14 protein-coding genes, 2 tRNA genes and 1 pseudogene are annotated in these 16,165 nt (G+C 72.5%); 7 read left to right on the plus strand and 10 right to left on the minus strand.

Annotated elements, in window-relative coordinates:
* Positions 1–3: 3 nt before the first annotated feature.
* A complete protein-coding gene (locus tag O7613_RS28080; RefSeq protein ID WP_281585386.1) occupies positions 4–1,746 on the minus strand; it encodes a metallophosphoesterase in 1,743 nt (580 codons plus the stop codon).
* 132 nt (positions 1,747–1,878) lie between these two features.
* Between O7613_RS28080 and O7613_RS28085 the strand changes: the two genes are divergently transcribed.
* Positions 1,879–1,955: transfer RNA gene (locus O7613_RS28085), tRNA-Thr, on the plus strand.
* A gap of 326 nt (positions 1,956–2,281) precedes the next feature.
* On the opposite strand, the gene O7613_RS28090 is transcribed toward O7613_RS28085, so the two are convergent.
* The 6 genes and pseudogenes from O7613_RS28090 to O7613_RS28115 form a co-directional block, all read right to left on the minus strand.
* A tRNA-Phe gene (locus O7613_RS28090) sits at positions 2,282–2,348 on the minus strand.
* Positions 2,349–2,388: 40 nt separating this feature from the next.
* Entirely contained in the window at positions 2,389–3,417 is a 1,029-nt protein-coding gene (locus O7613_RS28095; protein ID WP_282290891.1) for a hypothetical protein, read from the minus strand.
* Positions 3,418–3,626: 209 nt separating this feature from the next.
* Positions 3,627–4,097: a hypothetical protein gene (locus O7613_RS28100; protein WP_282290893.1), complete on the minus strand. Its 471-nt coding sequence runs from the start codon at positions 4,095–4,097 to the stop codon at positions 3,627–3,629.
* Positions 4,094–4,681, minus strand: coding sequence for a sigma-70 family RNA polymerase sigma factor (locus O7613_RS28105; protein WP_348775390.1), 588 nt, complete (start codon positions 4,679–4,681; stop codon positions 4,094–4,096). The genes O7613_RS28100 and O7613_RS28105 overlap by 4 nt, the downstream gene beginning before the upstream one ends.
* Before the next feature lie 593 nt (positions 4,682–5,274).
* A pseudogene (locus O7613_RS28110) lies at positions 5,275–5,721 on the minus strand (SRPBCC family protein); the annotation flags it as partial.
* 72 nt (positions 5,722–5,793) lie between these two features.
* On the minus strand, positions 5,794–6,414 hold the full coding sequence (locus tag O7613_RS28115) for a pyridoxamine 5'-phosphate oxidase family protein (protein WP_282290896.1): 621 nt from the start codon (positions 6,412–6,414) through the stop codon (positions 5,794–5,796).
* A 151-nt stretch (positions 6,415–6,565) separates the two neighbouring features.
* On the opposite strand from O7613_RS28115, the gene O7613_RS28120 reads away from it, so the two are divergent.
* From O7613_RS28120 to O7613_RS28130, 3 genes are read left to right on the plus strand one after another with little or no spacing between them, the layout of a single operon-like run.
* Positions 6,566–7,066, plus strand: coding sequence for a DUF2231 domain-containing protein (locus O7613_RS28120; RefSeq protein WP_282294635.1), 501 nt, complete (start codon positions 6,566–6,568; stop codon positions 7,064–7,066).
* A complete protein-coding gene (locus tag O7613_RS28125) occupies positions 7,063–7,590 on the plus strand; it encodes an Hsp20/alpha crystallin family protein (RefSeq protein ID WP_281585324.1) in 528 nt (175 codons plus the stop codon). Before O7613_RS28120 ends, O7613_RS28125 begins: the two co-directional genes overlap by 4 nt.
* Positions 7,591–7,596: 6 nt before the next feature.
* The gene (locus O7613_RS28130; protein WP_282290899.1) at positions 7,597–8,760 is read left to right on the plus strand and encodes a glycosyltransferase family 9 protein; all 1,164 of its coding nucleotides are present in this window, start codon (positions 7,597–7,599) and stop codon (positions 8,758–8,760) included.
* Here the strand turns inward: O7613_RS28130 and O7613_RS28135 are convergent.
* Entirely contained in the window at positions 8,735–9,607 is an 873-nt protein-coding gene (locus O7613_RS28135) for a glycosyltransferase family A protein (protein ID WP_282290900.1), read from the minus strand. The genes O7613_RS28130 and O7613_RS28135 overlap by 26 nt on opposite strands.
* Positions 9,604–11,382, minus strand: a complete 1,779-nt coding sequence (gene rfaE2, locus O7613_RS28140; protein WP_282290902.1) for a D-glycero-beta-D-manno-heptose 1-phosphate adenylyltransferase — start codon at positions 11,380–11,382, stop codon at positions 9,604–9,606. The genes O7613_RS28135 and rfaE2 overlap by 4 nt, the downstream gene beginning before the upstream one ends.
* A 140-nt stretch (positions 11,383–11,522) precedes the next feature.
* Between rfaE2 and O7613_RS28145 the strand changes: the two genes are divergently transcribed.
* Together O7613_RS28145 and O7613_RS28150 are read left to right on the plus strand one after the other, a co-directional pair.
* Positions 11,523–12,080, plus strand: a complete 558-nt coding sequence (locus O7613_RS28145) for a type 1 glutamine amidotransferase domain-containing protein (protein ID WP_281585320.1) — start codon at positions 11,523–11,525, stop codon at positions 12,078–12,080.
* 55 nt (positions 12,081–12,135) lie between these two features.
* The gene (locus O7613_RS28150; RefSeq protein WP_282290905.1) at positions 12,136–13,809 is read left to right on the plus strand and encodes an MDR family MFS transporter; all 1,674 of its coding nucleotides are present in this window, start codon (positions 12,136–12,138) and stop codon (positions 13,807–13,809) included.
* A gap of 7 nt (positions 13,810–13,816) precedes the next feature.
* Here O7613_RS28150 and O7613_RS28155 read toward each other — a convergent pair whose 3' ends face one another.
* On the minus strand, positions 13,817–14,308 hold the full coding sequence (locus O7613_RS28155) for an NUDIX domain-containing protein (RefSeq protein WP_281585318.1): 492 nt from the start codon (positions 14,306–14,308) through the stop codon (positions 13,817–13,819).
* 85 nt (positions 14,309–14,393) lie between these two features.
* On the opposite strand from O7613_RS28155, the gene O7613_RS28160 reads away from it, so the two are divergent.
* On the plus strand, positions 14,394–16,043 hold the full coding sequence (locus tag O7613_RS28160) for a fatty acid--CoA ligase (RefSeq protein WP_282290907.1): 1,650 nt from the start codon (positions 14,394–14,396) through the stop codon (positions 16,041–16,043).
* The last annotated feature ends 122 nt before the right edge of the window (positions 16,044–16,165 follow it).

Here is a 16,165-nt window from a genome sequence, read left to right on the forward strand (position 1 = left end):
GGGTCAGCGGAGGGTTATGGGGGGTTCGGCCAGGCGGGGGGTCAAGGGGGTCTTCGGGGTCAGCCAGGGGGCTGTTGGGGAATCGTCCGGGTTTAGGCTCCAGGCGTGGGAGACCCTGTCCAGGGCGATGGGATAGATCGTCAGCGTGCCGTCGGGGTCAAAGCGGAACCGGAGGAACGCCTTCGAGTCCTCGATGCCCTGGCCGGCGAAAAGCTCGTTCAGGTTCACCCCGAACGCGCCCGCCACCAGCAGATAGAGCGCCACGAGCTGACTGCCGACCAGCCCACTCGCCGGGCCGTAGAGCACCACCGCCGCGACCGCCGGCAACGGCCACGGCCAGTCGTAGAACGGCAGGTGCAGCCACAGCCAGGTCCCGCCGGCGGCAAGCGCCACATGGGCCGCCCCGTGCGCCACCCCGAGGATCCAGTGCCGGGCGTGCCGCTTGCCGTCCGCGCTCGGCGGCTTGGCGAAGAACACCGCGCCCAGCAGCGTCACCACGAGCATCGCCACCAACGGGACGCTGAACAGCCGCTGCGCGGTCGAGTCGGCCCGCTGCGCCGCCACCCCGGCCATGGCCAGCATCAGCAGCGTGTGCAGGGTGCCGAGCAGCGTGGCGAAACCCGGATTGCGGTACGGCAGCCGGCCGAAGATGCCCCAGCCGTACCGGCGGGAACGGGCCTTGTCCGGATAACGGGCGGTCAGCTCGTACTCGCGGGTGCGGCTGGCCCGCCGGGTCAACGTGTCCCGCGGCGGCACCTCCAGCCGCTCCGGCAACCGGTGGGTGGGGTAGAGGTAGGCGCCGCCGCCACCGCAGGTGATGAGCTGCCGTTCCGGGCCGGCGTACCGGGCGTAGTGGTGCAGGTCGCCGGAGACCAGCACCCGGACCTGCGCCCCGGTGGGCGCGACGATGGTACGGATGAAGTAGTCGATCGAGTCGTACGCGTTGGGGTGGTCGGCGGCCTTGACCCACGTCGGCGCCGGCACCGCCAGGATCACCTTGGATTGCGGGGTGAGCTTGCGGGCGACCTCGTCGAAGTAGGTGAGCTGCGGATCGTCCAGGTAGGACCCGGACTGGTCGTCGAGGCCCAGCAGCCACCAGCCGGCCGGCAGCTCGACCGCGAAGTACGAGCGGGACTGGCCGGTGCCCCAGCCGGCGAAGTGCCGGTCCCGGGACCTGACGAACAGTCGCAGGAACGCGGTCAACCCGTCGTACCAGTCGTGGTTCCCGGGCACCGCGAAGAGCGTCGGCCGCTCCGGCGGGGCGACCGGCAGCGCCGCCTGGTACGGCCCCTTGCAGCGGTCCTCGTACGCCTCGTAGCCGGCCGACGGATACACCTGGTCGCCGCCCATCACCAGCGTCTGCGCCCGGGGCAGGCGGTGGCCGTCCACGGTCAGCTCCGGCTGGGCGAGCAGGTACGCCACCGAGTACGTGGCGTCGAAGCCGTCGCCCAGGTCGGCCACGTAGTCCAGCCAGAGCCCGCCGTCCGGCCCGACCTGCCGGAACGTGTCGTCGCCGAAGGCGTTCTGTAACTCGCGCTTGTCCAGGTACGCCCCGAACAGCATGGCCAGCAGCGTCCGCAGGCCGGTGGTGATCAGCAGCAGCGGCGCGAGCCAGGGCACCGGCCGGCGCGGGGTGAAGCCCAGCTCCAGCGGGTCGATGCGGTGGGGTCGACGGCTGGCCCGCTCACCCGGGCGCGCCTCGGGGTCCGGCTGCTGCTGCGGCGGCGGTACGTGATCGTCGTTCACCCGCCGCAGGGTAGTCCGCGCCGGCCGGGAAGTCTCTCCCGCGCGGGGCTGCCCGTGCCCCGCTGTCCGGTTCCGGACCCGGGGGATCCGGTTCGGCTGTCGGCCGGGGGTGCCGTACACTTGAGCACCGTTGCCGCCTTAGCTCAGTCGGCTAGAGCGACGCACTCGTAATGCGTAGGTCGACGGTTCGATTCCGTCAGGCGGCTCCACTCGGGGACAGGCCCCGTGACCAGGACCAACGTCCGGCCACGGGGCCTTCTTCATGTCCAGCGGAGATCACCCGTCACGGTCCAGGGTTGCGTCCTTCGGTTGCAGTAGCGCAGGCCATCTCGTCAGACCCGGTGCTGAGGTTCGCTCCCGACGAAGCCGGGCAGTGGACCATCCGCGGACGCGACGGTAGCCGCGTCCGGCGGCAACAGCGGCCAAGAAGGGGCAGCCACGGGCAACGCCGCTACGTACCCGATGAGGGCACAAAGCAAGATCCCCACCGACGTTTCCGCTGGTGGGGACCTCTGTAGCACGGCGAAAGGCTATGTGGCCAGGGGCGGGGTCGAACCGCCGACCTTCCGATTTTCAGTCGGCGGGGCTCGATCGGCTGGCCGGACTGGGGCGGGCTGCCGGGTGGCGGCGCGCCCTAGGAGGTCAGGCAAGCCGGTGGGCGTGGGTGGCGGTGACCGTCGCGGTGCCACTGTTGGACAGGCAGGAGATTAGGTACGCGCGGTAGGTGCCATTCGGCAGGACCGTCCACAGGTCCGGGGTGCCGTCGGTGTTGATGTCGGCGGCCCAGAGGGTGCTGATCGCGACGCCGGTGTTCCAGTTCGCGGCGACCTGGTACTGGGTGTGGGTCAGCGTGCCGGTGCCGTCGCCGTTGTCGGCCATGGTGACCCCGGTCCACAGGTACAGGTCACCGGTCGTGGCGTTACGCAGGAAGAGCGCGACCCCGGAGGCGGTCTCTGTGGTGGCGATGCTCCAGTTCTGCCAGTCGCCCCCGCCGGTCGGGGTGGAGTTGGTCAGCGTGGTGGTGCCGTAGTAGGCGCCGGGCACGCCCCAGCTTGCGTGGTAGCCGAGGCGGTAGCCGTTGGTGGCGTCGCCGGAGATGCCGAGCAGGTCCGGGATGCCGTTGTCGATGCCGTCGGCCTGGAACGCGTTCGCTAGCCCCAGCGGGATGTTGCCGTTGGCGTCCGACAGGCTGTCGGAGAGGATCGAGGACTGGTTGCCGCTGAGGTTCGGGTTGAGCATGGTCCCGTCCCCGGCACCGACGATGATGCCGCCGTTTCCGGCGGAGACACCGGTCGGGTTGTAGTATACGAAGTCCTGGCGGTCGTAGCCGGTGAAGCGCCCGGTGATGACCTGGGCGCCGTCGAAGTCGGTCGGCGAATTGTTGCCGGTGACTCCGTTGCCGCGCAGGCCGATGTTAATGGCCGGAGTCTGTACCTGGCCGGTGCCGACGCCGGTTCTGCGGGACTTGAGGCCGAGCGCGGACCAGACGCCGGAGTTGAGGCCAGTGCCCGGGCCGCCCATGGTGACCAGGTCGGGGACGCCGTCACCGTTGAGGTCCTTGTCGACCGGGCCGGCGGTGACGATGGGCGTGGGCTTCGCCGCGGCCTGGGCTGGCAGGGCCGGGGCAAGCGCGGTCAGCGCGAGCGCCACGGGCGCGGTCCAGGCGAGCATTCGACGGCAACTGAAGGAATTCGTCAAGTGTTCCCCCGTGCTGTGAGTAGTTTGCCGCTCGGACGGTACTGGACGGAGGCAACTGCCACGACCCCGTGTCGTCCGGGCTTCGGGGATCCATGTAGGGAGTTGGCTGTACAGCCACCGGTACAGTCAAGCCGACCGACTGGCCCGGGCATAGGCAGACGCGGGACGACGGAGCGAGCAGGTCAACCGTTCCGGCGTTCGAGTTCGTGCCGGCGGGTGAGCAGCGCCCTGCGGTAGGCCCGGGCTCGGACGAGCAGCATGCTTGCCACGACGGTCAGGCTCACGCCGAGACCGCCGACGGTGAGGACGCCTGCGGGGCCGGCGCGCACGACGGCGATCGTCACCATGCCGACCGTCAACAGGGCGCTGAAGGTGACCGCGAGCCAGGCGGCGATCACCCGGTCGGCAGCGAACAGCGGGCGGCGGGCCAACGCCCAGCCCGCGAACCCGGCCCACGCCATCCCGATCCCGATCATCGCGACGAACGCGATCCTGGTCCGTAGCGGCAACTCGCCGGGTTCGGTGGCCAGCAGCAGGCCGATGGTCACGGCTGCCGCCAGGCCACCGAGTCCAGCCACGAGGAGGCCGACGCGCCGCGGCAGCGACAGCCCGCGCATGAGGTCGTCCGGGCCGTACGACGGTCCCTCGGTCATCCTGAATATCCCTTCTCGATCATGTGGTCGCGCAGCATCCGGCGCGCACGGAACAACCGGGACTTCACCGTCCCCACCGGGATTGCCAGCACCTGCGCACACTCCTCCAATGCCAGGTCGTAGAGATAGAACAAGATCAGCACCTCTCGTTCGCAGACCGGCAACCCGGCCAGGCTCTCAGTGACCTGCGCCTGGTCCAACACCGCGGCGACGTCGTCGTCCCCCGCCGGCTCGCCGTCCAGCGGATCGGCCTGGCGGTACTTGTCCCGCAGGTGATCCAGCACCGACCGCCGAGCGATCGTGAACAGCCATGGCGCGAACCGTTCCGGCTCCTTGAGGGCCGGCAGTGCCTTCAGCGCACCGGCCCACACCTCCTGGCTCACATCGTCGGCCAAGCCGGCCCGGTCGAGCATGCGCCGCACGTAGCGCCACACCGGCTCGTGCCAGTACCCGACCAGCTCGGCCAGCGACCGTCGGTCTCCCAACTGGGCCCGAACAACCAGTAGCGCGTCGCGTCTGACCCGATTCACATCGTCTCCCGCCCGTATCGCCTGCCATACCCTTACAGTCGCCCGGCAGGCCACCGAGGTTCATGGCGTCGGCATGACCACAGGCTCTCCGGGAAGGCGACGTTCACATCGGCGCACGTCGACCTAACATCGACGCAGAGGAAGCGCCTGCGGGTGGTGGTGGGCCTGGCCGTGGCGGGCGTGCTCGCCGTGCCGGTCGCCGTTCTCGGCGTCCATGTCACCCATCCTCGGGACGAGGACGGATACCTGGCCCACCTCAGGCAGTACGGCAACCGGCAGAGCGACGGGCCGCTGCGGCGACGCGCTGCCGGACCGGGGGTCGGTGACCGGGGGCGCCTGGCACCACCTCTGCCCGACGGACCGGGAGCTACGACAGCCCCGCTGGCATCCCTTCGCCCCCAAGTCGGATTGACCACGCGCACGGTGGACCGGAGCGGAAGGGAGCCCGGTGGACGCGGCCACGTCGGCCGGTCCACCGGGCTCACTCCGGCAGGGCGGTGGAAGGTCTATCGGGGTGGAAGGATGCCCGCCGGCCGGGCCGGGGCGTACTCCGGTTCGGTCTCCGGTGGCGGCGGCTCCTCGTCGGAGTCCGCGCGGTGCCGGGCCACCGGATCCTGCGGAGACGGGTCGGGGAGGCCGCCGGGGGCGATGGTCCCGCGCCAGCCGCCCGACTCCACCTGCCGGCCCTCGATGTAGTCCTTGAACCGCTCCAGGTCGGACTCGGCCTGCCGGTCCACCAGGTGCAGCCGGTCGCCGGCCTGCTCGACCAGGCCCTCCGGCTCGTACTCCAGCAGGAGCTGGACCTGGGTGCGGCCGGCGTCGAGCGGCGCGAACCGGACCATGCCCGCGTTGGGCGTGCCGCCGGTCGCCGCCCACGCCACCGACCGGTCCGGCACCTGCTCGACGATGGTGGCGTCCCACTCGCGTTGCACGCCGGCGATCTCGGCCACCCAGTGCATCCGCTTGTCGTCGAGCTGGCGCACCTCCCGCACGCCACCCATGAACCGGGGGAAGTCCTCGAACTGGGTCCACTGGTTGTACGCGGTGGTGACCGGCACGTCGACGTCGATGGACCTCTCGACCTTCCTGGTCATGACCACTCCTTGTCGTCCCGTCGTCTGCACCGGAATCGGTACCCCGGCGGCCCCGGCCTAATCGACCGTCGGTCAGACGTAGAGCTTCTTCGCGTAGTCCGGGCCGTAGTGCCGTTCCAGGTCGGCCAGGCTCTCCGCCGGCGCCTCCACCTCCTTGATGAGCCGGGGGCGGGACGGCAGCACGTCCGGCTGCCAGGTCTCCGGCGCCCACAGCTCGGAGCGGAGGAACGCCTTCGCGCAGTGGTAGAAGATCTGCTCGACGGCCACCTCGACGGCGAGCACCGGCCGGTGGCCCTTGACCTCCATGTCGGCGAACCAGGGCGCGTCGCGGAGCAGCCGCGCCCGGCCGTTGATCCGCAGCGTGTCGGTGCGCCCGGGGATCAGGAAGAGCAGGCCCACGTGCGGGTTCTCCAGGATGTTGCGGTAGCCGTCGGCGCGCCGGTTGCCGGGGCGTTCCGGGATGGCCACGGTGGTGTCGTCGAGCACCAGCGCGAAGCCGGGCGGGTCACCCTTCGGGGAGACGTCGCAACTGCCGTCCGCCCCGGCGGTGGCGACCAGGCAGAACGGCGAGGCGGCAAGCCATTCCCGGTCTCGTTGGTGCAGCGTGCGGCGCTCCTTCGCGACCGCCCGCGGCATCGGTGCGCCGAGCAGCTCGCGTAGTTCCTCCGCGTTGGTGATCTCCTGCGTCGTCACGTCTTCCTCCCCCGTCCGTTGACCTCGACGACGGTTCCGGCCCGGAGCGGGTCGGGATCCGCCATCGTGAGTGTAGGAGCCTGTCGGCCGTCGGGTTTGTCCCGGACGGCGGCGGTTACGGACCGAAACGCAGCAACGGATGGAGACCGAGATGGAGAGCCGGCTGAAGGTACTCGGCCATCCCGTGCACCCGATGCTCGTGATGTTCCCGCTGGGCCTGCTGGTCACCGCGGTGATCTTCGACCTGGTCGACACCGTGGGCGGGCCGGACTTCCTCGGCGAGGTCGCGTACTGGAACATCACGGTGGGCCTGATCGGCGGCCTGCTGGCCGCCGCGGCCGGGGCCTTCGACCTGCTCGCCCTGCCGGCCGGCACCCGCGCCAAGCGGGTCGGGCTCACCCACGCCGGCGCCAACGTGGCGGTGATCCTGCTCTTCGCCGCGGTCTGGGTGGTCCGGCTCAACGCCGACTCGCGCGCGGCCGGGGGCGCCCTGATCGCCATCGAGGTGGTCGCCGTGGCGATCCTCGGGATCAGCGCCTGGCTCGGCGGTGAGCTGGTGGACCGGCTGGGCGTCGGCGTCGACCCGGAGCACGACCTCGACGCCCTCAGCTCGTTGCGACCCGGCCCGCAGCGGATCGGCGACGCACGATGACGGACCCGAAGGGCTGGCGGGGTCGCCAGCAGGGCTGGGACCCGATGGGCGAGTTGCAGTCGCTGCGCGCCGAGCTGAGCCGGCTGGTCAGCGGTCGGGCCGGCACCCCCGACGTGGAGATGGCCGAGGTGGCCGACGGCTGGGAGGTGGTGGTCCGGCTGCCCGGCGTGGCGCCGGAGGAGGTGGCCGTCGAGCTGGACGACCGGGAGCTGTGCGTACGGGCCCGGTCGGAGGCCGAGGTCAACGCCGACCAGGGCATCCCGGGCGGGTTCACCACCCGCGGCTTCGAATACCGGGTGGACCTGCCGGCCCGCGTCGACCCGGAGCGGATCGACGCGGTCATGGACCACGGCCTGCTGCGGGTGCGACTGCCCCGGGCGGCCCGGCCCGCGACGCGCACCATCACCGTCGGCCGCACCGGCCCGCGCGCCACCGTTGACCGTACGCCGACCTGGGCCGACCCGGCCGCGGACCGGGAGCTGCACCACCCGGACACCGCGCTCGACGAGACCGACCGGCCGTAGGTCCGGGTGACCACCCCGTCCGACGGCTCCAGCTCGGCGCGCTGCGGCCGGGAGCCGTCGTCGGCGCTCGGCCCGACCGGCCAGCGCATACCGGACGTCGAACGGATCGCCGTGCTGCGGGCCAACGCGCTCGGCGACTTCATCTTCCTGCTCCCCGCGCTTGACGCGCTGCGGATGGCGTACCCGTCGGCGGAGATCGTGCTGCTCGGCGCGCCGTGGCACGCGGCGTTCTGGCGCGACCGGCCCGGCCCGGTGGACCGGGTGCTGGTGGTGCCGCCGACGCCGGGCATCCGCGAGCCCGGGCCGGACGAGTCGCCGGTCGAGCCGGCGGACTTCCTGGCCGCCGCCCGCGCCGAACGGTTCGACCTGGCGTTGCAGGTGCACGGCGGTGGCGCCAACTCCAACCCGTTCGTGGCGCGGCTCGGCGCCCGGGTCACCGCCGGCCTGCGAGCCGAGGACGCGCCGCCGCTCGACCGCTGGCTGCGCTACGTCTACTACCAGCACGAGGTGGTCCGCTACCTGGAGGTGGTGGCCCTGGTCGGGGCGCCGGCCATCACGATCACCCCGGTGCTGGCGGTGACCGACGCCGACCGGGCCGAGGCGTCCGTGGTGCTCGGCGCGCCGACCCGACCCCGGGTGGCGCTACACCCGGGGGCCACCGACACCCGGCGGCGCTGGCCGCCGGAGAGCTTCGCCGAGGTCGCCCGGGCGCTGGCCGGGGACGGGTACGAGGTGCTTGTCACCGGCACCCCGGCCGAGCGGGAGACGGTCGACGCGGTGGTCGCGGCGGCCGGCGTGCCGGTGCGTCCGCAGGTCGGCACGCTGGGGCTCGGCGCGCTCGCCGCCGCCTACGCGGACTGCGCGCTGGTGGTCTCCAACGACACCGGCCCGCTGCACCTGGCCGCCGCCGTGGGCGCACCGACCGTCGGGATCTTCTGGATCGGCAACCTGATCAACGGGGCGTCGCCGCTGCGTGGCCGGCACCGCCCGATCGCCGCCTGGACCGTCCGCTGCCCGGTCTGCGGCGTCGACTGCACGCCCGGGATCTATCCGCACCGCCCCGGCGACGGGAACTGCCCGCACCGGGTGTCGTTCGTCGCCGACGTGCCGGCCGTCGAGGTGATCGAGGCAGCCCGGGATCTGCTCACACCTCCGCCACCGGCTCGTTGAGCACGACCTCCCACGCCTCCACGTCCCGCTCGGTGACAGTGGTCGGCGACTCCAGGTGGTAGGCGCCGCTCGGCAGCACGCCGGCGCCGCCGTGGCGTTCCAGCACGGCGAGCTGGGCGGCCACGTCCTCGCCCTGGTGCCGCTCGGGCAGCCGGTCCCAGAAGTCGAAGCCGCCGGAGTCGACCAGCTTCGCCCGGTCGTAGAGCACGCAGCCGCCGATCCAGGAGATCTTGTACGCCCGCCAGGCGCCCGCCGGCAGGCCGAGCTTCGCGGTGACGTGCAGCAGGTTCGCCGCCGGGTGGATCGACGCCCGCTGCCACTCCGGCGTGCCCGGGCGGATCCGTTCGGGCTCCGGCGGACCCGGCCACTCCTCGTAGTGCCGGTGGGTGTCCGGGCGCACGTCGTCGACGTAGGACAGCCCGTGCACCGCGTTGCCGACGAACCCGCAGCCCAGCTCCGCCAGCGCGGTGACCAGCCGGGACAGGCTGCCCGGTTCCAGCCACACGTCGTCGTCGAGGCAGAGCACCGCGTCGGCCGCCGACCGGGCCAGCAGGTAGGACCGGTGCTCGGCCAGCCCGCGCCGGGGCAGCCGCCGGGTCAGCAACACCGGGTGCCCCCGGTGCCGCAGGGCGCGGATCATGGTGGCCGCCGCCGGGTGGGCGTACGCGGGATCGCCGTCGGACTGGTCGCTGACCACCACCCCGAAACCGGGTACGCCCTCCTGGGCGGCCAGCCCGGCGAGGGTGACCGCCAGCTCGGCGGGCCGGTTGCGGGTGGGGATCAGCACGTCGACGCGCCGGGGTCGGCGGAACTGCTCGGGCGTGCCCGGGTCGAGCGGTCGGGTCACGCCGGCCTGCTCTCGACCGCCTGGGCCCGGATCCGGTCGATGATCGCCGAGGTGGAGCGGTCCGGCACGTATCCGAGCGTGCGCACCTGCCCGCCGAGGCGGCGCACCAGCGGCGCCTCGGGCACCATCTCCGGCGGGTAGTCGCCGCCCTTGACGTAGACGTCGGGGCGGACCGCCTCGATCAGCCGGACCGGCGAGTCCTCCTCGAAGACCACCACGTGGTCGACGCAGGCGAGCGCCGCCAGCAGGGCGGTGCGGTCCTCGACCGGGTTGACCGGCCGGTCCGGGCCCTTGAGCCGGCGGACGCTGCCGTCCGAGTTGACCGCCACGACGAGCAGGTCGCCGAGCGCGCGGGCCTGGGTCAGGTAGCGGACGTGCCCCGGGTGCAGCACGTCGAAGCAGCCGTTGGTGAACACCACCGACCGGCCCGCCGCGCGGTGTTCGGCGACGATCGCGGCCAACTCCCCGGCGTCGACGAGCGCCGGGTGCCCGGCGTCCTCGCCGGCGGTGCCGAGCGCGGCGAGCAGGTCCTCCCGCCGGCACACGCAGGTGCCGGTGTCGGCGACCGTGATGGTGGCGGCGAGTTGGGCGAGTTGCGCGGCGGTCGGCAGGCCCGCCTCGGCGGCCAGCGCCAGCGTCATGGCCGCCAGGTACGCGTCCCCGGCGCCGACGGCGTGGCTGGCCGGGACCGGGGTGCTGTGGCTGCGCCGGGGTGAGCCGTCGGCGCCGCCGACCACCGCGCCCTCGGTGTCCAGGGTCACCGCCACCACGTCCGCGCCGGTGTGCGCGCGCAGCTCGGACAGGCGCGACTCGGCCAGCACGGCCCGGTCCACGCCCGCACCGGCCGTCGCGTTCACGGTCACCCCGGTGCCGGTGACACTGAGCCCGTTGCCGGTCAACGCCACCCGCCCCTCGCCGGGCGTCGGCTCGCCGGTCGGCCCGGACGGGGCGTCCGCCTCCCGTTCGCCGGCTCCGCCGGGCGCGGCGCCGACCACCAGCTCGGACGGGCCGTCGTCGTCCGCCGCGTGGTCCAGGTGCAGGTCACCGCCGGTGGGGACGGTGTTCCGTCCGGCGTGGGCGAAACCGGCCGCGGCGCGGGCCAGCAGCCGGGTGGCCTCGGCGAAACTGGGGGTGACCACGGTCGGGTTGAGCCCGCGCCAGTCGGCCAGGTCGTGCGCGTCGAGCGCCACCGTGCCGTACCGGTCGCGGTTGGCGACCAGCCAGGCGCGGACCGTCGAGGGCAGCCCGCCCAGGCCGTAGTCGCAGACCACGAGCGTGAGTGGCCGTCCGGCGGCCACCGCGCGCAGCTCCTCGGTGGCGCAGTGCAGCGCGGTCAGCAGGCGGGCCACCGCGTCCTCGTCGAGCGTGTCCTCCGGGCCGCCGGAGTCCTCCCGGAGCAGGATCTGGTTGCCGGCGAGCATCCGCCGCTTGACCGGGGTGGGCCGGCCGGGCTGGCTCACCGTACGGTCCCAGACCGTCGCCCGGTCCAGGCAGTCGTGCAGCTCGTCCCCGGCGACATCGGCGCCGACCGGGGCGACGAGCACGGCCCGGCCGCCGAGCGCGGCCACGTTCACCGCGGTGTTCGCGGCCCCGCCAGCGGCGGAGATCCGGCGGCGCAGGGTGAGGACCGGCGCGGGCGCCTCCCGGCAGAGCCGCTCCGACTCGGCGAACCGCCACTCGTCGAGCATGGCGTCGCCGACGACCAGCACAGGACGTTCCTGCCAGCTCGCCACGACGGTGGCCAGCCGGCGCTCTTCCGCCGCTGCTCCTGCCATGCCCCTCCGGGTCCCCGTGGGGCGACCGGCCAAACCTGGCCGCCCGGCGGTCCGGGTGCGACGCCGGCCACCCGATGCGCCCGGTTTCGGGGCATCGGCCGGGGGAACCGTGCAGACACACCCCGGAGAGGAGAAGCAGCATGGCAGCGACACTTCAGGGCAAGCGCATCGCCTTCCTGGCCGCCGACGGCGTCGAGGAGGTCGAGTACACCAAGCCGCGCGAGGCGGTGGAGAACGCCGGGGCCCAGGTGGAGCTGGTCTCCATCGAGTCCGGCTCGATCCAGGCGTTCAACCACCTGGACCACGGCAAGCAGTACCAGGTCGACGTGACCACGAAGGAAGCGGACGCCGGGGCGTACGACGGTCTGGTGCTGCCCGGCGGGGTGGCGAACCCGGACTTCCTGCGGACCGACCCGGAGGCGGTCCGGTTCGTGAAGTCGTTCTTCGACGCCGGCAAGCCGGTCGGGGTGATCTGCCACGGCCCGTGGACGCTCGTCGAGGCCGACGTGGTGCGGGGCCGCACGATCACCTCCTGGCCGAGCCTGCGCACCGACCTCACCAACGCCGGCGCCAACTGGGTGGACCAGGAGGTCGTCACCGACAACGGGCTGGTCAGCAGCCGCAAGCCGGACGACCTGCCGGCGTTCTGCGCCAAGATCGTCGAAGAGTTCGCCGAGGGCCGGCACACCGCCGGCTAGGAAACTCGCCCGCCCACCGGGGGCATGATCCGCCCCCGGTGGGATAGGAAGCGGGATGACCGCCCAGGCCGCTCGTCCCTCGTTGCCCGCCCGCCAGATCCGCCTGCTGATGTTCGGGCTGATGACCGGCATGCTGCTGGCGGCGCTCGACCAGACCATCGTCGGCACCGCGCTGCCCACCATCGTCGGTGAGCTGGGCGGGATCGACCACTACTCGTGGGTCGTCACGGCGTACCTGCTGGCGTCGACCGCCTCGACGCCGCTCTACGGCAAGATGGCCGACCTGTACGGTCGCCGCCCGGTGTTCCTGTTCTCCATCGGCGCGTTCCTGGTCGGCTCGCTGCTGGCCGGGTTGTCCCGGGACATGACCCAGTTGATCGTCACCCGGGGTGTGCAGGGCCTCGGCGCGGGCGGCCTGATGACGCTGGCGTTCGTCATCATCTCGGACGTGGTGCCACCCCGGGAGCGGGGCCGCTACCAGGGCCTGTTCGGTGCCGTGTTCGGCCTGTCGTCGGTGGCCGGCCCGCTCGTCGGTGGCTACTTCGCGGAGACCAACTGGCGGTGGATCTTCTATCTCAACGTGCCGCTGGCGATCCTCGCCATCGTGGTCTGCTGGCATGTCATGCGGCTGGTGCCGTTCCAGCGCCGCGAGCACACGGTCGACTGGATCGGCGCGGCGTTGCTCGTCGCCGGCGTGAGCTGCCTGCTGCTGGCGTTGAGCTGGGGCGGCAACTCGTACGCCTGGGGTTCCGGGTTGATCGTCGGGTTGTTCGTGGCCGGCGCGGTGCTGGGCGCGGCGTTCCTGGTCCAGGAGGCCCGGACCCGGGAGCCGATCCTGCCGCTGCGGCTGTTCCGCAGCCGGACGTTCGCGCTCGCGAACTCCGCCGGTTTCGTGCTCGGCCTGGTGATGTTCGGGTCGATCATCTTCATTCCGCTCTACCTCCAGATCGTCAAGGGCGCCTCGCCGACCCGCAGCGGTCTGCTGATGCTGCCGATGATGGCCGGCATCATCGTCACGTCGATCCTCACCGGCCGGGCGATGAGCCGGATCGGCAGGTACAAGTGGTTCCCGGTGGCCGGTTCCGCCGTGCTGGTGGCCGGCATGCTGCTGTTCCGGCAACTTCAGGTGACCACGTCGCTCTGGGTGGCGTTCGGCTACATGGTGGTGATCGGCGTCGGGCTGGGCCTGTGCATGCAGTCCCTCATCCTGGCCGTGCAGAACGCGGTGGACGTCCGCGACCTGGGCGCGGGCACCTCCTCGGCCACGTTCTTCCGGTCGCTCGGCGGGTCGTTCGGGGTGGCGATCCTGGGCGCGGTGCTGTCGACGCGGCTCGCCGCCGCGCTCGGCGACCGGCTGCCCGGCGCGGTCGCCCAGCTCCCGCCGCAGCAGCGGGCGGCGGTGGCGGCCGGCGGCGCCGGGAACATCTCGGTCAACGACCCGGCGACCATCCTCGCCCTGCCCGCCCCGGTACGCGCCGCGATCCAGGCGTCGTTCGTCGACGCGCTGCACGTGGTCTTCCTGACCACCGGGCTGGTCGCCGTGCTGGCGGTGCTGGTCACCCTGGCCATGCCGAACCACCAGCTACGCGGTGCCGGACCGCGGGGCGTCACCGGCGGCGCCGACCCGCTGGGCGGTCAGGCCGCCGCCCCGGGCGGCAAGCCGCTCCCCAAGGAGTCGAAGGACGAGGCCGCCGCCGAGATGGAGGCGAAGTCGCAGACGATGCTCTGAGGCTCGCCTACTTCAGGATCAGGCGGTTGGTCTGCTCGAAGACGTCCAGGTCGGCGAGTGTCTCGGGCACGCTGGACGAGAGCGGGGTGGGAAACTCCGCCCGGTGGAAGAAGCCGGCGTCGGTGGTCTCGTCGGTGAACCGGGACAGCGTGCCGTCCCACTCGTCGACCCGGAACGCGGCGGTGAACACCTGGTAGGTGTGCCCGTACATGTTGGTGTGGGTGCGGTCCGGCCCGGTGTAGAGCGCGAACGCGCTCACCCGCAGCGCGCGCAGGCCGGTCTCCTCGCGCACCTCCCGGACCGCGCAGTCGGCGATCGACTCGCCGAGTTCCATCGCGCCGGCCGGCAACGCCCACTGGCCGTTGTCGGAGCGCCGGATCAGCAGCACCCGGGCGGCGTTGTCGCGCACCACGGCGCGGGCGCCGACGAACATCAGGGTCCGGTCACCGGCCAGGGCGCGGAGCTGTCCGACGTACGAGTCCGCCCACGAGATGCTCACCCGGACAATCTACGCATCAATTCCGGCCGGCTCGGTCTTTCCGGGGGGTTCCGCTGGTGTGAACGGCGACACTACGTTGTCACCCATGCGTAGCACGATGATGGACGCCCCCCTCCAGGTCTCCCGGATCCTCGAACACGGCGCCACCGTGCACGGCACGGCGGAGGTGGTGACGTGGACCGGTGCCGAACCGCGCCGGATGACGTACGCGGAGGTGGGCCGCGCCGCCGCCCGGCTGGCCCACGCGCTGCGCGACGAGTGCGGGGTGACCGGCGACGAGCGGGTCGCCACCTTCATGTGGAACAACAACGAGCACCTGGTGGCCTACTTCGCCGTGCCGAGCATGGGCGCGGTGCTGCACACGCTCAACCTCCGGCTCTTCCCCGACCAGGTCGCCTACATCGCCAACCACGCCGAGGACCGGGTGGTGCTCGTCGACAGCACGCTCATCCCGCTGCTGGCCCGGGTGATCGGCGAGATGGGCTCGGTGCGGCACGTGGTGGTGGTCGGCGGCGGCGACCCGGCCCCGCTGGTGGCGGCGGCCGGCGACCGGATCACCGTGCACCACTGGGACGCGCTGCTGGCCGACCGGCCGGACCACTTCGACTGGCCGGAGGTGGACGAACGGGACGCGGCGGCGCTCTGCTACACGTCCGGGACCACCGGCCACCCCAAGGGCGTGGCCTACTCGCACCGCTCGATCTATCTGCACTCGCTCCAGGTCTGCATGCCGGAGGGCTTCGGCCTCGGTCCGAAGGACCGGGAGTTGGCCATCGTGCCGATGTTCCACGCCATGTCGTGGGGCCTGCCCTACGCGGCGTTCCTCTCCGGCGCCTCGCTGATCATGCCGGACCGGTTCCTCCAGGCCGAGCCGATCGCCGCGATGATCGCCGCCGAGCGACCCACCCTGGCCGGCGCGGTGCCGACCATCTGGACCGAACTGCTGGCCTACCTGGACGGCCACGACGTGGACATCTCCTCGCTGACCGAGGTGATCGTGGGCGGTTCGGCCTGCCCGCCGGCGCTGATGCACGCCTTCCACGACCGGCACGGGATCGAGGTCATCCACGCCTGGGGGATGACCGAGATGTCGCCGCTCGGCTCGGTGTCGCGAGCACCGGCCGGCGCCACCGGCGACGACGCCTGGCGCTACCGCTACACCCAGGGCCGGGTTCCGGCGGGCGTGGCCGCGCGGATCGTCGGCCCGCTCGGTGAGCCGCTGCCCGCCGACGGGACGTCCGTGGGCGAGCTGGAGGTCCGTGGGCCGTGGGTGACCGCCCGGTACGTCGGGGACGAGGTCCCGGACCCGGAGAAGTTCCGGGACGGCTGGCTGCGGACCGGGGACGTGGGCACGCTCTCGCCGGACGGGTACATCACGCTCACCGACCGTGCCAAGGACGTGATCAAGTCGGGCGGGGAGTGGATCTCCTCGGTCGAGCTGGAGAACGCGCTGATGGCGCACCCGGCGGTGCTGGAGGCGTGCGTGGTGGGCGTACCGGACGAACGGTGGGACGAGCGCCCGCTGGCCACGGTGGTGGTCCGGGAGGGCGTCTCGGTGACCGCGGAGGAGCTGCGGGACTTCCTGGCCGGCTCGGTGGCCCGTTGGCAGTTGCCGGAACGCTGGGCGTTCATCGACGCGGTGCCGAAGACGAGCGTCGGCAAGTTCGACAAGAAGGTGGTGCGCTCGCGGTACGCCGACGGCGGGCTTGAGGTGCGGGAACTGACCGCGCCGTAACACTTTCCGGCGTACCGTCGCCAACACGGGTAGGAACATGTTTTCCGAACGGACATTCCTCCCAGAGGGCGGCCCCGGCGTTCGCACCGCGCCGGGGCCGCCCGTCCGTTACGGGGTGGCCC

The sequence above is a fragment of the Micromonospora sp. WMMD975 genome (assembly GCF_029581215.1).
Taxonomy (GTDB): domain Bacteria; phylum Actinomycetota; class Actinomycetes; order Mycobacteriales; family Micromonosporaceae; genus Micromonospora.

Bases quoted from the DNA above. Each gene is read 5' to 3' on its own strand.
- O7613_RS28095 (WP_282290891.1), bottom strand. From the start codon at position 3,417: ATGCTCGCCTGGACCGCGCCCGTGGCGCTCGCGCTGACCGCGCTTGCC.
- O7613_RS28100 (WP_282290893.1), bottom strand. From the start codon at position 4,097: ATGACCGAGGGACCGTCGTACGGCCCGGACGACCTCATGCGCGGGCTG.
- O7613_RS28120 (WP_282294635.1), top strand. From the start codon at position 6,566: ATGGAGAGCCGGCTGAAGGTACTCGGCCATCCCGTGCACCCGATGCTC.
- O7613_RS28125 (WP_281585324.1), top strand. From the start codon at position 7,063: ATGACGGACCCGAAGGGCTGGCGGGGTCGCCAGCAGGGCTGGGACCCG.
- rfaE2 (WP_282290902.1), bottom strand. From the start codon at position 11,382: ATGGCAGGAGCAGCGGCGGAAGAGCGCCGGCTGGCCACCGTCGTGGCG.
- O7613_RS28145 (WP_281585320.1), top strand. From the start codon at position 11,523: ATGGCAGCGACACTTCAGGGCAAGCGCATCGCCTTCCTGGCCGCCGAC.
- O7613_RS28150 (WP_282290905.1), top strand. From the start codon at position 12,136: ATGACCGCCCAGGCCGCTCGTCCCTCGTTGCCCGCCCGCCAGATCCGC.
- O7613_RS28160 (WP_282290907.1), top strand. From the start codon at position 14,394: ATGCGTAGCACGATGATGGACGCCCCCCTCCAGGTCTCCCGGATCCTC.